Here is a 16068-nt window from a genome sequence, read left to right as displayed (position 1 = left end):
ATCAGTTTTTAATGTAACATTAATCAGTTAAAAATTATTGTTAAGTATTGTGGAGTTAATACTTTGCCTGATGACAGTAGATATTTGCCAGAGATAAGTTGGTTACCAGACATGGTAATTCTTGATATCGAGACTACTGGTGGATCACATTTGTATGACCGTATTACAGAGATAGCACTGGTCCGTATTGAGGATGGCGAGATTGTTGATAGATGGCAGTCACTGATTAATCCTGGAAGGTCTATCCCAATAACAATAACTCATATCACCGGGATTACCGATGAGATGGTAAAGGATGCCCCTACCTTTGAAGAAATAGCTCCAACCTTGTATCAGTATTTGGAAGGTTTGCCTTTAGCTGCGCACAATGTTCGATTTGACTATGGTTTCCTCAAGGCTGAATATCAACGCATCAATGCAACCCTGATGTTGAAAACGCTCTGCACGGTAAAACTGTCTCGTAGAATATTCCCTGAGCACAGAGGGCATGGTCTGGATGCCATCATGCAGCGACATGGACTAACTACCAACGCTCGTCACCGGGCAATGGGAGATGTCATTTTGGTGCTTGAGTATCTGGAAGTGGCCCGAAGACTTTTAGGATCTGTACGTGTAATTGAGGAAATCAATTATCAATGCAAGGGACCTAGCTTACCCAGTGGAATTGATAGTGACTTGCTAAATAAGATTCCTGATAGCCCAGGGGTATATTTATTCTTCGGTGAGACAGATCTGCCAATTTACATCGGCAAAAGCGTAAAACTACGCTCACGGGTATTGAATCACTTCAGCAGTGATCATGCGTCTTCGAAAGAAATGCAGATTGCTCAAGAGGTGAAGCATATTGAATGGATTGAGACTGCCGGTGAGTTGGGGGCGTTGCTTCTTGAGGCTAAGCTTATCAAAGAGCGGCAGCCAGCCTATAACCGAATGTTGAGACGTAATCGACAGCTACAATCCATCAGATTAGCGGAGACTTTGGATCAAACGCCATGGGTAACCTATGTTTCAGCAGATGATTACGACCCAAGTTATTTTGATTTGCTCTATGGGATGTTTCGTACAAAACGTGCAGCTACTGAAGCCGTTAGGCAGATTGCGATTGGTCATCGGCTGTGTCCAAGATTTCTAGGCCTTGAGGCTGGGAAAGGCGCATGCTTTTCATATCAGCTTAAGAAGTGTTCTGGTGTCTGTGCAGGCAAGGAACCGCCCGAGCTTCATTACTTAAGGCTCAAGCAAGCATTGATAGGTATGAGGCTCAAATCGTGGCCATATGAAGGAAGAATTGGCATTAAGGAAATAGATAAACTAACCGGTAAAACTCAAATCCAGGTATTTGACCAATGGTGTCATCTGACGACCGTTGAAGATGATATTCAAATGGATGAAGCTAGGCAAAGTCGGTTTGAGTTTAACTTTGAGTTGGATACTTACAAACTTCTGTCGAAATACCTTAAAAATCAAATTGAAGTTATTAGGTTTCACAAAGAACCGTAATCTAAATTGATAATTAGTAAATTAATTAATAAACGCCATTAAACTTGACTTTACGGCATTACATGCCTGAAAACAGCTTTATGATGTATCAGTTAATCTTCTTTGGACATAATATATGAACAATACCCACACAAAGGTGAGCAGGTAAACTCTTCTGGGAGAATATTATTACTACATCGGTCACAAATATGATTTGCAACATTACCGCATGTGGCGCATACACCCTTGATGTAAATATAGATCCCACCACACTCTGGACAATCTGTTATAGGGTCGTCCCCTCCATCAGTATGACTAAGATAACTCTCATAGCCGAAATAATCTGGCACCGAAAACTCGACCATCTCACTATAAGTGAAAATGGCTTCACATGACTTACAGGAAAATCTGGTTTCAGAGGCATCCTCTTTGATTTGAAGAGGATGGATGAGTTCTGAACCACACTTATCACAATTACATTCTTTAAATGCCATGAGTATGCTTTCATCAAAATACTTAAGAGATTCCAGTTCACTCTCGCAAAGAGATTTTTCCTTTTCGTAAACCTCATGGATTTCAATCATTACAGACCAAGCACTATCTCCAAGCAATTCCTTTGGATCATCCTTTAGATGCTCTCTAATGAAATCATTGATTATCATGAAGGAATCTGAAATTAATACTTTTATTGCACTGGCATTAATAGTAGTGAAATAGTGCTCAATGTCATTTCTAAAGTGATTGATCTTCTCAAAGCGCGACCAATCAACTACGATGTTAAGAGCGCCGAATCTTTCTTTTATGCCATTTACATCGACAGTTTTTCTCCCTTTTCCCACCCAGAAAATTTGATTATCAGCGTCAAATTTTGGCAAAATTATTTGCTTAATTAAAGCTTCATCAGAGCTTGCTGGACTCAGTTCACTTAATTTATGTTTAAAAAGTAAAAGTATTCCAGCATAGATATTCCTGGTGCATGAAATCATTCTAGCTTCCGAAGCTTGTTGATAATCTTCCAGACCGATAACAATAGAATCTATAGCATTATTTAGGATACTCATTTGATGTTTTACCGAAAATCAATATGGGTTTAAGTCAACTTTAAATATACTGAAATCATCACAAAAAGGCTGAAAAATGGAAATTAAATAAAGAATTTCCATGATACTTCCACAAACAAATCCAATATCTGATAAATTAATTTGAATTTATACTAATAAATATTAAATCATAACCTTTAAACAAATTGTTCCTATTACCAATGTGGTTTTTGAGGACAACTTTGGGTGCTTAATAAAGATAAAAATGTAGTTCGCTAGACTGGGAGAAAACTTGTCCTCACTTTCACTTGATGATCTAACTTCGGCTCTGACTGGAAATCCTGATTCCTTGGATGTTCACCTTGAACTGGTTGAGAAGGATGTTAAGGCCGATGGACTCAATGTCAATATACATTGCCACTGCCTAGTAATAGATGGTAATGGCAAGTATCAGCCTCAAAGGCTTGCAGAGTTTATGCGCAGTGCGATTACTGATTATGCAATTCCTAAAAATAAAGTCCAAGAAGCGAAGCAACGGGACGAGAAGTTTAAGAGCACAGAAGCGGTATCTGTACTGTATGAACAAGCCAAAAAATCTTTCACTGATCTAAAGAAAACTGGTGAAGGTGGAGAGATGCTTTTATTTCTGCTTGCAGAGCGATTTTTGAAGCTCCCCCAGATTTTGTGCAAAATGGATTTGAAAACAGATTCAAGAATGCACTACCACGGTGCAGATGGTGTATATGCTAGTGTAACTACAACTGGTCTTCTAAAGTTGTATTGGGGCGAAAGTAAAGTTTACAAAACCGCCTCAACCGCAATTAGAGAATGTTTGAAGTCACTAGCACCATTTCTGACTGAACCAGAAGGAGAGGAAGCCGAGCGTGAGCGCGATCTTATCTTACTTAGTGACAAAGCCGACCTTAACAATGAGATTATAACCACCGCTTTGAGAAAATATTTCGATACTAGCTCAGTGATGTCCAAAAGAGTTAGATACTGCGGCATTGCTTTGATAGGTTTCGATTGCGACTGCTACAAAACCGAGGATGCTGAAGCGATTTCAGAACTTGTGCAGAAGGCCGCTAAGCAGGAACTATTGAATTGGAAAAAAAATATATCTGATAAGGTGATTGAATCAAAGCTTGAAAACTTCGAGTTAGAGTTTCTCTGCATACCACTTCCCTCAGCTGATGGTTTTAGATCAGCTTTCTTAAAAGCTATGGGACTCTGAAAATGAGTCTAAACGATTTGCAAGCTTGGTTATTTGCAGAAGGCATTAAGGACGATTTAGACTCATTAACTCGCCATACTGTTATCAGTGAATTAGACAATTTAGAAAACTCTTTTAGCATTTCGATTTCAAATCTTGACTGGAATCGATTGATACTTGCAGGAAGTATATTAGCAAGATCAGAAAATCGATCTTATCTAGAGGCCGCGTTAAGAATAGCCACTGGAGCAATAACCTCATCTCACAGCATGTTAGTGAAGGATGCGGGAGCAGTTCTACTGAATAAGCTTTCTAATTTTCGTGCATATGAACTAGCCAATGAAAGAGGCTTGATTGAGTCAAACCTAGAGGAACGACTTGGTGTTTCCTTGAGACTAGAATCGCAAAGAAGGCAAATTGAGCAAACTGTATTAGTCGATTCAAACGGTAAGTGGATACCTGTAAACGAGTTCCAAAAGCAGTTTTGGAAAGAAGCTAGTAATCACAATTGGATTTCTGCATCCGCACCCACGGCCTCAGGTAAAACTTACGTTGTCATGCAATGGTTGATCGATCAGCTCAAATCCACTGGAGTCAATACAGCAGTGTACTTAGCTCCAACAAGGGCTCTAGTCTCTGAAATTGAATCCAACCTTATTAATACCATTTCCCTAAATGCAAATGTTGAAATCACATCTTTGCCCTTGAAAGAGAAATTTTATACGGCAAAAAAAAATGATAAAAAAATTGTATTTGTCTTCACTCAGGAGAGATTGCATTTACTCGCTAATGTATTGGGTGACTCGCTTAAAATCGACTTAATGATTGTTGATGAAGCGCAAAAGATTGGAGACAACCACAGAGGAGTAATCTTACAAGATGCTATCGAACGAATGGAGCGATCAAACCCTGCAATGAAGGTTGTTTTTGTTAGTCCATCAACCCTGAATCCAGAAACTTTATTGGCGGATGCTCCCGATACAGCGAGTACTGCTACAGTTGATGCGGATATCCCAACTGTTTTGCAAAATCTGATTCTAGCGGAACAAGTGCCAATAAAACCAAAAAAATGGAAATTGTCTCTCAAAAGTTCAAATGGCATTTTTCCTCTAGGCATTCTGAATTTACCTAATTCTCCCGGCGGTATCAAAAAGCTCTTAGCATTTATTTCCGCTGCAGCTGGAGAACGTGGGGGAACGTTAGTATATGCAAATGGTGCAGCCGAAGCCGAGGATGTGGCTTTCTTAATCAGTGAAATAATACCAAAAGTTCGTAAACCTGACGCTGAACTGAGCGAGTTAGCTGATTTAGCAAAAAAAGGAGTTCATCCAAATTATGGTTTAGCACCGTTAGTCGAATCGGGAGTAGCTTTTCATTATGGGAATATGCCCTCCCTAATTCGACTTGAAGTAGAGCGACTGTTCAGATGTGGAAAATTACGTTTCTTAGTTTGCACCTCAACATTGATTGAGGGTGTGAATCTATCCTGCCGCACAATTGTATTACGGGGGCCTCGCAAGGGTCGTGGACATCCGATGGAACCACAAGACTTTTGGAATTTAGCTGGCCGTGCTGGCAGATGGGGTGACGAATTTCAAGGAAACATTATATGTATCGAACCAAATAATCTGAAGGCTTGGCCTAATGGCGTGCCTCTTCGTGCGAGGTATCCCATCAAACGAGAAAGTGATGCAGCTTTAGAGAAACCTGATGAAATTATTCGATATATAGACGAACGTGTGGATAACAAATTGTCAGAGCTCAAAGACGGAGATATATATGAACCTGTAGTTGCATACTTACTTTCTACATATTTAAGGCTTGGCTCAATTACGGAAACTGGCTTAGCCAAAAGGCACTCTCCAGAGGTTATTAAAGCATTAGACGATAGCCTCGAAAATTTAGCTAAAAAGATCGAGATAGACACTATAACCATTGAAAAACATCCTGGTGTAAATGCTATTGGACTACAAAATTTACTTGATATGTTTGAAGATTATCAAGGTGAAGTTGAAAATCTTCTTATCGCCCCCGTAGATAGCATAGATGGCTACGATCGCCTCAAAACGATCATGGGAAGAATTAATGATTATCTTTACCCAGCTTTTTTACCAGAAAGCTTGATTCCATTGCATGCAAGGATCGTAATTCAATGGTTAAAGGGTTATTCCCTTTCAAATATGATTAAAAACAATATTGATTATCATAAGAAATATAACAAACCTTATAAATTGCCCTTATTAATCCGTGAAACTATGGAGTTTGTAGAACAAATTGCTAGATTCAAGGCACCCAAATACCTTTCAGCTTACGTTGATGTACTGCATGTTCATTTACATCGAATCAAACGAGAAGATTTAATTGAAGATGAGTTAGATATCGGCACTCAACTTGAGTTTGGCGTTTCATCGAAAACGTTGCTTTCACTTATGGAACTAGGTTTATCGAGAATGAGTGCAGTGACAATTTATGAAAAAATAGTACATGACAATCTCACACAAGATGAATGTATTGCATGGGTGAATCAAAGATTTAGTCAACTTGAAGGAATGGATATCCCTTCAATAATTTTGCGAGAGATCCAAGAAAAGTTGGTAAATAAGAATAGTTAAATTTGTTATTAGAAAAGCTTGTCCTGCTCACTTATTCAGAAAGAGACAATAACATGGCAAAGATCACTTTAGGCAGCATTCAATTCCCTAGAAAAGCTGATGCAGAGGAATATTTGAAAACTATGCTTAATAAATATGATGTTGGCGATAAAGTTAATGCAGCTGATTCGGAAGTTCTGAAAGATACCATTTTGTTGCATCCTGATGCAGAAGAGAAAATCGGCTCTGGGATTACAAGCTTCAGCGTCCGCGGTGAACAATTTGGGACACAGTGTTTTTGGATAAATAGAGTGGATGGTTCTACAGAAAGTTTTTCGTTTAGAAAATGTCTGTACAGCAAATCCCCCGCTTAGAGCTTGAAGAATAGATTTGATTTAGACATCTGAAAAAGTTTTAACCCTCAAGTAATCAAAATTAATTATAAATGTTGAGAGAAGTATGGCTTATTACTTTGAAATATCCATGGATTCAGTTGGTCAGTACAAATATGTACTGAAAGCCGAAAATGGTGAGGTGTTTCTAAAAAGCGAGTTGTATACGACTAAAGCCGCGTTAGTCAATTCAATTGAAACCTCAAGAAAACAACTAAAAAGTGAAACTAACTTTCAGCTACTGGTTGCAAGGGATGGAGCTTATTATTTTAATCTTTTAGCTATCAATAAGCGAATCCTTGGAACAAGTCTTTTATACAAAACATTAAGAGCCAGGCAAAGAGCAATTGATTTAATAATAAGCAATGTAACTGAGACTATAGTTGACTCTACATTAGATTTAACGAAGCCAAAACTATGTGGCAGCGTGCGTACTTTTCTAGAAGTCTTGGAGAACCTTAACGAAGACAAAGATCACGTCTATTTTTTCAGGGGGCACTCAGACTTTAGCTTCAAAATGGAACCGCAAATCTATCGAAACCATGGTTGGATTTCCAATGAAGACATTCTAATTAAAGAATTAATCTTGAGGTGCCCAGCCGATTTTAATAGCGAGGAATCAACTTTTCAAACTTTGGTCAAGATGCAACACTATTCATTGCCCACAAGATTGTTAGATATCACATTGAACCCGCTGATTGCACTCTATTTTGCAGCTCAAGAAAGTAAAGTAAAAGGCAAAATTGGCGAAGTAATCATACTGAAAATTCCAAAGAAGGAAATAAAATATTATGACAGTGATACTGTTAGCGTAATTTCCAATTTGAGTAGACGACCATTCTCATTTTCTTTCCCAAAGTCTGCTTCTAAAACAGCATTTAACAAAGATTCTGAGATTCAGTTTTTGTTGCATGAAATTAAGTCTGAAAAACCCTACTTCCAATCTATAATTGATAAAAAACACTTGGAATCAGTAGTTTGTGTTAAACCTAAACTTGACAACCCTCGCATAATTAAACAAGAGGGTGCATTTCTTTTGTTTGGTATTGATGGTCAAAAGTCTAAATCAGCCATTGTTCCTGATCACTTTAGATCCTCCGATCCTAGCTCAATTCTAATCAATCCGTCGGCTAAGGAGATGATTCGTAATCAACTTAAAGTGTTAGGCATTACAGCTGGAACTATATTTCCCGAAATAGAAAGAGTTGCGACTTATATTAAGAGCCAATATGAAGAGCGGCTGGACGATTTAATTTAGCCTACATTTTATGCAACAAACAATCCTTTGCCACTCAAGATATAAATCACTCTTGATTAAAGCCTTTATCGCCTACTTCCAACCATGGATGACCCCTATCAACAGATGTTAAAGAAAAATAAATGTACTGGATTTGGTAATGATTAATTTGGAGGTTAGACCAGCATAAAACCAAGAAAATTATTGATTAAATATAGTTAATGCAATTAGTCTGGCACTGCACCTTGTGACGACTCCATGCGTGATATCAGCACTCGTCTAGGGGTCTTAAGAACACCACCAGACGCCTTTCTCAAATGCTCGGCGATGTCATCATCCAACATGTCGATAGCAACATTTAAATAGTAAAAGAGCGTATCAATGTTCTTGTGACCAAGAATCTCAGCAGCTTTAAATAATACGGTGTAAACCACAATTTCATAGACTGACTTATTTTGGATTTCAGATAACAAAATGTTTTGCACTAACTTGCTAATAAACCTTGCTCTCAAACGATGCATAGTGAGTTTGGATTTCTCATTATTCAATGCTTCGCTAAACATTCTACTTACATAAGTCATATTCAATTGGCCACCACCCTTTGCACTAGAAAACAAAAATTGCTGTTTTCGAGTATTGGTTTGACCAGTGTTGATTCTAGGTCTAGTTTCATTTATAAATCTTCGAGTGCGTATTAATAGTTCAGGAATAATATTGATCACTCTTCTAACATTATTTTTACCTTTGATTTCTAGCTTAAATACGCGATCGTCCTCTTCAATATCAATACAATCAGCCATCACAGGTATTTGGTCACATCTGAGATTCAGTAACTCAGACCTTCGTAGACCTGTACTAACCAACCAGTCAGACATCAAACAATTACGAATTGCAACTTCCCGAACATGACCCGAACTAAGCCTTCCATACATGGCATTAACTTCATCTTCATTGGGTATACTAGCCATAGGTTTCCTAGTTTTCCTAAGTAACAAATGGGTAACTAACTCCTTACGCCGCCCTTTTCGTACTAAGCGTATTGGGAACGGATAATCTCTGTCACCTGTTTCACCAATTATGTTTAAAACAAACCTATGTTCTTGAGCCCAAATATAGAAAGCTATTACGACTGAAAGATGTGCATTTACACCAGAAATCTCACGATTCACAGTAAGCGCATTTCTCCAAAGTTTTAAATGTTTATCTGAGATCAAAGTCCAATCAAGTGAATTTTCTTCGAGAAAGTTCCAAAAAATACGTAACGAGTACGTGTACTGCGAAACTGTTGTTTCTGATAGACCTTGGCTGGTCCGTATATGAATTAACCAGGTACTTGGAACATCGATAACCTCACAATAACCATCTACAATTAGAGGCAATTTCCCCCATTTCCGGTTATCCAATGAACACTCACTGTTTGACCAAAGTACTGTGACTGTTTTGAAAACTTTGTCTTTAGAACTCTTCATTTAGTTACGTTTATGAATGGTGCATTTTTAAGAGCAATTAAATCTTTTCGAAGCGAAAGATTCACAGATTCGAGGGACTTCACTCGCTCAGAAAGTGCTAAAACTTCTGACCTATCACTATTATTTTCAAACCTAGCGGCTATAAGCTGTGAAGTCAGAGATTTAATTTGTTTTTTCAAATGATCTATTTCACTGCTTTTCAAACCAACTTGAACATGCAAAGGATTTTTTTTTATTTTGTGAGTGCGATTACTTGATGATCGTAGTAAATCGATCAGCCTTTCAGCTTCATCGATGTAAATCGTATTGTGGGGTGATAGCCTTCGATTTGTAGTTGAGGGACTTCCAATCTTGAAAATCCCCAACTCTCGATCTTCCCAATTTCTAAATTGAGTAAGGCTTTTGGGTATGAACACGCCTTCAGGGAATCCATTTTCTAAATACATTTTCAGTCTGAGATTTTTATTTTTTATCGCTTCTGTAGTGGCGCGCTGCCTCTCAGAATTAGTCAAATAACGATCATTCATAATATCTTTTGATAAAGCCTTTTAATTTGGCTTTTCTTGTTTTGAGAGTCTTTGATGCAATACTCTTAGGATCTACTAAAGTAATCATTTTCGTGATTCCATGAAGCTCATTTCGCCAGTGAGCTTCTTTGGTTTCATCCGTATAATGAAAATGACATCCCGCACATATTTCTTCACTTGAGCCACTACCATCAGGTGCATTAAAAAAGGGATCTATTGCCTTCGCCGGATTACTCTCGGTTTGGCATGCCGATCTGCGCAAATTAGAGGTATTACTCTTAGCACAGCAATATCCCCAAGGAGTGGCCCTCAACAACAACTTTCTATCTTCAATGAGGTATTTAATTGAGGCTTCGATAGAGTCCTCGCCGGTAATTTCAATAATTTTTCGATATCTGTTGATATGTTTGTTGATCACCTCTGCATGTACGCCCGCCGGCTTTTGAACCTGTCCTTTAGCAATGGCTAGTAATTTCTCATTTGTAAGAGAGATACTCTCCTCATGTACGTCATTGAAACTATTCGCATCTCTGGTGTATTGAAATGTCTCTTTCCAGGAAATATGTCTGAGGTGATGCTGGATACCAGAGAACGGGCCTTCAAATCTCCATACATACAATATTGCAAAGATTCTACGGAATTGATGAAGAGCATAGTGCCAAGTGTGGACTTTTCCATCCTGTATATATTCGACTGCTCCAATAATTTCTGCTAGTTGATCGAGCTTATTCTCATATTTGTGATGTCCAGAACTGCCTGCTGTTTTCCATAGTGGGCCTATATAGTTTTCATCAAGAGAACGCAATCTGATTACTGTATTTATAGCAACCGCCACAATTTCGGGACAAGGGGTAGGCTCATCCTTTAAAGGAGATTTTCCGATATCAGAGATTAGATAACGATTATGTTCATCGCCTTCAATTGCATTTGTTTTTATCGCTGAAATTTCAGCTGACCTTCGGGCAGTAAAAATATGAACTAATATCAAACATGCAACATAGGTTAAAGTCTCTGCCTTTCTCACACTAAACTCACTATCAATGTTCCGAGCCTTCGGCAACAGCTTTTTTGAATAGATTAACTTATTGCTTTCATTGAATTCATTCAGTAAATTCAAAGCGTCTGTGGTGAAAATAGGTGAAGGGCCTTTAGCTAATGCTATTTGTTCAAGAAGTTCAGGGAAATCGGTAATCCATCGAATTGCTCCTTCTATGAGCTTCGGTACTAGAATCAACGGAATAGTTTTAGTTCGTTGTGACTCGTTGCCCAAACCCTTAATTGAATTCCATGCCCCGTCTGGAAAAGGCTGAAAAACCAGAGCATCATTCAAAGAACTTTTGTAATCCCATAAAAGTTGAATTGCAGTTGTATGAGCAAATATTGTATTTTTAACTAAACACTTTATTTCTGGCTCGAAATTTGCACTTCGGATACTTTTGAAACCATTTTGTAAATATTCATTGCATAAATTACTAGCTTTACTTAATTTAGGAATATATCCACTGGAAATTCCGCAACCCTCGAATAGTTGGGTTACAGTCTTTGGCCTATTCACAGAATTAGAATCTATAGTGGACATGTATTCGAATAACCTTGGTGTAGCTTGGAATAAATAATCTAATCCCAGAACTGAGTCTTTTAGGTATTTGGAGATATGAGATGGTGTTAACTGATCGAATCTATAAATTCCACTCAGGTACATCCAATTAATTAAACGAGTATATTGAGAATACAGGGCTGGCAACCCAGATTGTACTGATCGCTTCTTATCCTCCATTTTAAGAATTTTTTTAATGACTATAAAAATGCCTGAATTAACCGGGTCATTCAGACGGCTTCCATCAGACAAAACTTGATCAGTCCGACATTTCAGTGGTCTGCCAGTAGAATTGAGAAAGACCAATGATTCTCCATCCTCAAACGAAAATACTTCTACATTAGTGCTAACAATTGAGTGACTTAATTTCATCAATTGGATCCCAGCAGTAATGGATCGAAGCCATCAGCCAGGAGCTTTTTAGCTAACCCTCTAGCAGACGCAAGTTGATATGCAAACTCACTCTGCTTTACTTTTTCTAAAACCACTTCTGTAAGTGCAAAAATTGGAGCCCATTTGGAATCCCAATGGGTTGGAAAACTCGCTTCCAGTGTTCTGCGCTCTGTTCTAAGTACTTCATTTGTTGCTATTAACCGGGGTAAAAAGAAATCATCAATCACTATAAGTATCCTTGATGTATTAAGGTCTGTATCTAGGAAAGACTCGACTTTGCTAGTAGGTGACTCAAGGCTAGTTTCTTGAGCTTTTACCCACATAAACCCTAATCCAGAATCAATTACTGCTTTTTTTAAGTTTGGGATATCGTGATCATTGCATCCAAGAGTGTGAAGAGCTCCTTCGACATTGATTGCAGCTCCAAATTGCAATAAATCCTGAAACTGTCGAATGTAATATTCCAACAATCTTTTGATGGGATAACTCAATGCATACCCAGTGGTTACTGCTCCCATGCCGGAATGATGCAATTTTTTGGCAACACTTGAGATTTTTCCAGACTCGCTCCACATGGTTTTTATTGCAAGGGACATCCTGATAGCACTGGGCTTCCAACTAGTCGGTAAGTTATTGTCACGCAGAATGTATCTTAAGTTATCGGTGACAAAATCGCTTCCTGCTACTGACCAAGTGTCATGGAATCTGAATACGAATAGTTTATTTACGAGGTGTGGGTGAATAAGTCGTGCGTTTTGAGTGTTGTCTCGTATGAACCTCAGAGCTTCAACTGTCGTTACCCGCTGAGATTTATCAGTTATAGGTAGAATATCATTGATAGCTCGATACAAAGCTCTGGGCTTGTTGCTGTTCACTTCAACATAATTTGGATCATCTGTGGAAGACTCAAAATTAGTTTCTAATTCTATAGCGGTAGATACATTTGCTCCAGAATCAATCAAATACAGCAAAATTGCCGCATTAACAGCTTCCTTGTGTGGCGACATCATCGCATCTACATAGAATTTGCCCCCTAGCTTTTCGTAAAGCCTTGCTAGTTGTGATGAATTATCAGAATGCATTGGTGTTGGGGCTTCGCCACCATATAAATCGTGGCAAACCTTTAAAAAGTTTGCCGTTGCCTTTTCCCTATCTGAATGTGGAAATATATTCTGAGACTTCCTAAGATCAAGCTTTCCGGACTCAAGTAATAAAGAATACTCTTTTGTTATATTGCTATCCGCATTTTTCAAAAGCTCCTGTCCTAACTCAAATACATTTTTCCATTTTAGGAATGTATTTTCTGCCACCTCTCTTAGTGCAGATAACCTATCGTTATTTTCAAACAGCATTGCATCAAATAGTTTCGACGCACTTAAATTAGAATTTTTCTCCAATCTATGTTCGATCGACTCTAAGAAAGGCAATGCTTCATCATCAATCAATATCCCTTGCTTCTTAATTTCTTCTTGCAAGCTAAAAGTAATACTTCCACCAAGAGATCTACTGTTTTGTTCTAATAAGCTAGGCTTTCTTTTTTGTGACTGATGGTAATTTTTGGGGTAAGGAACCCTTTTTATTTTTGGCAATAGAGACAAAGCTGAAAGCTCTTCAAGCACTAGATATAAATTGCCAAGTTTTTCTACTTGAGTTGTATGCTTTATTGGCAGTTTCAATATGGAATATGCTTCACTATTGACCGCATCTACCCAAATTGCTTTAAATAAATCTGTATTCGTATCCGAAATCTTCAAATAATCTTCAGGCAACCAACTTGTAAGATTCGTAATGAAATTTATAAATGCCTGGTATCTGCTAATTGAAGTGGGACGGCTAAATCTGACTAAAAACTCGCATACAGATTGAGCTAACTTCAAGGCATTGGATTCCGAGAAAAATGTCTCTAATTTAGATAAATCAAAATCTCGACTAATTCGCCATTCAGGTGGTTTGCAGCAAAAAACTAGTTTGAAATCAGTTGGGGACACGTATGACTCCGCCTCGGCAACAGCCCCCAATCTCCTATGAGTTCGATTTATGCCTGCTCTAGAAACCATCCTCACCCCGCGTATTCAAAAAAGCACCAATTAGAAAACTAATCAACAATCAAAGAGTATTTGATCAAAATAATTGAACAATTATTTTTACTTTAAATTGATTGTCTACTGATGGCAACTGATATTTTATCTAAGTCGGTTAGCTAAATTTAATGCACTTTCATTATGTGATAATTTGGAGATTAGACACTTAAAATAGAAAATTAATTATTACTTATTAAACTGAATTAATGAATAATGTTATTTAAAAACATATATATAAAATTAAATTACCATCCACATCTAGGCAATCTATAGCATAGATGATTGAATTACTCAATTTTGAAAGTTGTAGAATTTTCATTTATTTTTTGATATTTATACTGAATCGGACCACAATTTTTATCCACAGAAGTATTGCAAATAACTACAAAAAATCAATATATTGTTCATATTTTATGAACAAATAATGAATTACCGATTCATGATATATCTATTTCTGTAATGGTTAGACCAAGTACTGATAGTTAAATATACAAATAAAAATGGCCGCATAGCGGCCATTTTTACTGGGGTTTATCAACTTCCTAAACTGGCATTATGTATAGTTTCCTACCAAGTACCAATTTCGTAATTAGTAGGTAATATTAAACTGCAACTTTGCCAGAAATTGAAGGGTGCGACTGATAGCCCACAATTTCGAAATCTTCAAACTTGTAGTCAAAAATAGAATCAGGCTTATGTTTTATCTCTAACTTAGGTAAAGGGTAAGGCTCTCGGGTGAGCTGAAGATTAACTTGCTCAAAGTGATTTTTATAAATATGGACATCCCCACCTGTCCAAATAAAGTCGCCTACTTCTAAATCACACTGCTGTGCCAGCATGTGCAGTAATAATGAGTAACTTGCAATGTTGAAAGGGACACCAAGAAAAACATCGGCACTACGTTGATATAGCTGTAGATTTAATTTTCCGCCAATTACAGCTGTTTGCACCAAACAATGACAAGGAGATAATGCCATTTCTGGTAGATCCCCGACATTCCAAGCGCTTACAATTTGACGTCTAGAGTTAGGATCTTTTTTAATTGTGTCTACTAGCTGTTGAATTTGATCAATGTGCTTGCCATCTTTTGTTTCCCAATCCCGCCACTGTTTACCGTAAACAGGTCCAAGATTACCTTCTGCGTCAGCCCATTCATCCCAAATACGAACGCCATTTTCTTTTAAATAATTAATATTGGTGTCGCCTTGGAGGAACCAAAGTAGCTCATGAATAATTGACTTAGTATGCAACTTTTTAGTTGTGACTAGAGGAAAGCCTTCGGAAAGGTTGAAGCGCATCTGATAGCCAAATATGCCTACTGTGCCCACGCCAGTTCTATCTGGTCTTTCAACACCATCAGCCATTACCGTTTTAAGTAGCTCTTTATATTGTTTCATCTAAATTCTTTCGGAACACTTTAATGGGAATAAGCAATCAAATAATCTGCGCTAACAATAAACAACTCCGTACCTAGATGGGATGAAACTATTAGTAAAATGATGGGTGAATCGATTCATGCGGGTAATACAAGTTTTAATTGAATCAATACAATAAGTTAATGTGTGAGTGAATCGATTTCCCAAAACATAGATGTGGCAAGGCGGCAATTTCATGTGCTCGATATCTGAGACATTCCAGGCAGAAACAATCAACCGGCGTGAATCGGGGGTCTTTTTGATCTGGTTGATGACCTGTGTAATCTGGTCTATATGTGACCCGTCCGGCTTAGGCCAGTTACGCCACTGATAGCCATACACCGGGCCAAGATTGCCTTCGGCATCTGCCCATTCATCCCAGATGCTGACGCCGTTTTCTTTCAGGTAGGCAATATTGGTACTGCCTTTTAAAAACCACAACAACTCATGAATAATGGATTTTAAATGGACTTTTTTAGTTGTCAGTAGCGGAAAGCCCTCTGCCAGGTTAAATCGCATCTGGTAGCCAAATACCGAAATCGTCCCGGTGCCGGTACGGTCGGTTTTCTGGTGCCCGTGTGCGAGTACGTGGTTGAGCAGATCATGATACTGTTGCATGCGAGGGCTCCGGGAAATG

The 16068-nt window shown here is 38.1% G+C and carries 11 protein-coding genes and 1 pseudogene; 5 read left to right on the top strand and 7 right to left on the bottom strand.

The features are described from left to right. Positions 1–63 precede the first annotated feature (63 nt). Positions 64–1497, top strand: coding sequence for an exonuclease domain-containing protein (locus ACSSVF_RS10145; protein WP_492403300.1), 1434 nt, complete (start codon positions 64–66; stop codon positions 1495–1497). A gap of 92 nt (positions 1498–1589) precedes the next feature. Here the strand turns inward: ACSSVF_RS10145 and ACSSVF_RS10140 are convergent, their stop codons facing one another. After that, entirely contained in the window at positions 1590–2537 is a 948-nt protein-coding gene (locus tag ACSSVF_RS10140) for a hypothetical protein (RefSeq protein ID WP_492403298.1), read from the bottom strand. A 271-nt stretch (positions 2538–2808) separates the two neighbouring features. Here ACSSVF_RS10140 and ACSSVF_RS10135 point away from each other — a divergent pair, with 271 nt between their 5' ends. The 4 genes from ACSSVF_RS10135 to ACSSVF_RS10120 all read left to right on the top strand — a co-directional run bounded on the left by ACSSVF_RS10135 (position 2809) and on the right by ACSSVF_RS10120 (position 7970). Next, on the top strand, positions 2809–3750 hold the full coding sequence (locus ACSSVF_RS10135) for a HamA C-terminal domain-containing protein (RefSeq protein ID WP_492403296.1): 942 nt from the start codon (positions 2809–2811) through the stop codon (positions 3748–3750). A gap of 2 nt (positions 3751–3752) precedes the next feature. Further along, on the top strand, positions 3753–6341 hold the full coding sequence (locus ACSSVF_RS10130; RefSeq protein ID WP_492403294.1) for a DEAD/DEAH box helicase: 2589 nt from the start codon (positions 3753–3755) through the stop codon (positions 6339–6341). A gap of 53 nt (positions 6342–6394) precedes the next feature. Then, a complete protein-coding gene (locus tag ACSSVF_RS10125; protein ID WP_492403292.1) occupies positions 6395–6694 on the top strand; it encodes a DCL family protein in 300 nt (99 codons plus the stop codon). 109 nt (positions 6695–6803) lie between these two features. Further along, complete coding sequence (locus ACSSVF_RS10120) at positions 6804–7970, top strand: FRG domain-containing protein (protein ID WP_492403291.1); 1167 nt, start codon at positions 6804–6806, stop codon at positions 7968–7970. 206 nt (positions 7971–8176) lie between these two features. Here the strand turns inward: ACSSVF_RS10120 and ACSSVF_RS10115 are convergent, their stop codons facing one another. From ACSSVF_RS10115 to thyA, 6 genes and pseudogenes are all read right to left on the bottom strand, one after another. Further along, on the bottom strand, positions 8177–9418 hold the full coding sequence (locus ACSSVF_RS10115) for a tyrosine-type recombinase/integrase (protein WP_492403289.1): 1242 nt from the start codon (positions 9416–9418) through the stop codon (positions 8177–8179). Further along, positions 9415–9945 carry a hypothetical protein gene (locus ACSSVF_RS10110; protein ID WP_492403288.1) on the bottom strand — a complete coding sequence of 177 codons (531 nt, stop codon included), beginning with the start codon at positions 9943–9945 and terminating at the stop codon, positions 9415–9417. The genes ACSSVF_RS10115 and ACSSVF_RS10110 overlap by 4 nt, the downstream gene beginning before the upstream one ends. Then, a complete protein-coding gene (locus ACSSVF_RS10105; RefSeq protein WP_492403286.1) occupies positions 9938–11914 on the bottom strand; it encodes a hypothetical protein in 1977 nt (658 codons plus the stop codon). The genes ACSSVF_RS10110 and ACSSVF_RS10105 overlap by 8 nt, the downstream gene beginning before the upstream one ends. Continuing rightward, the gene (locus ACSSVF_RS10100) at positions 11914–13923 is read right to left on the bottom strand and encodes a hypothetical protein (protein ID WP_492403284.1); all 2010 of its coding nucleotides are present in this window, start codon (positions 13921–13923) and stop codon (positions 11914–11916) included. The genes ACSSVF_RS10105 and ACSSVF_RS10100 overlap by 1 nt, the downstream gene beginning before the upstream one ends. Positions 13924–14618: 695 nt before the next feature. Further along, the gene (locus ACSSVF_RS10095; protein ID WP_492403283.1) at positions 14619–15413 is read right to left on the bottom strand and encodes a thymidylate synthase; all 795 of its coding nucleotides are present in this window, start codon (positions 15411–15413) and stop codon (positions 14619–14621) included. A gap of 189 nt (positions 15414–15602) precedes the next feature. Continuing rightward, a pseudogene (gene thyA, locus ACSSVF_RS10090) lies at positions 15603–16049 on the bottom strand (thymidylate synthase); the annotation flags it as partial. Positions 16050–16068: the final 19 nt, after the last annotated feature.

The organism is Methylophilus sp. E2MeOHC9 (genome assembly GCF_058744375.1).
The sequence above is the reverse complement of the archived record's forward strand: the minus strand, read 5'-3'. Positions and strand labels throughout refer to the sequence as shown.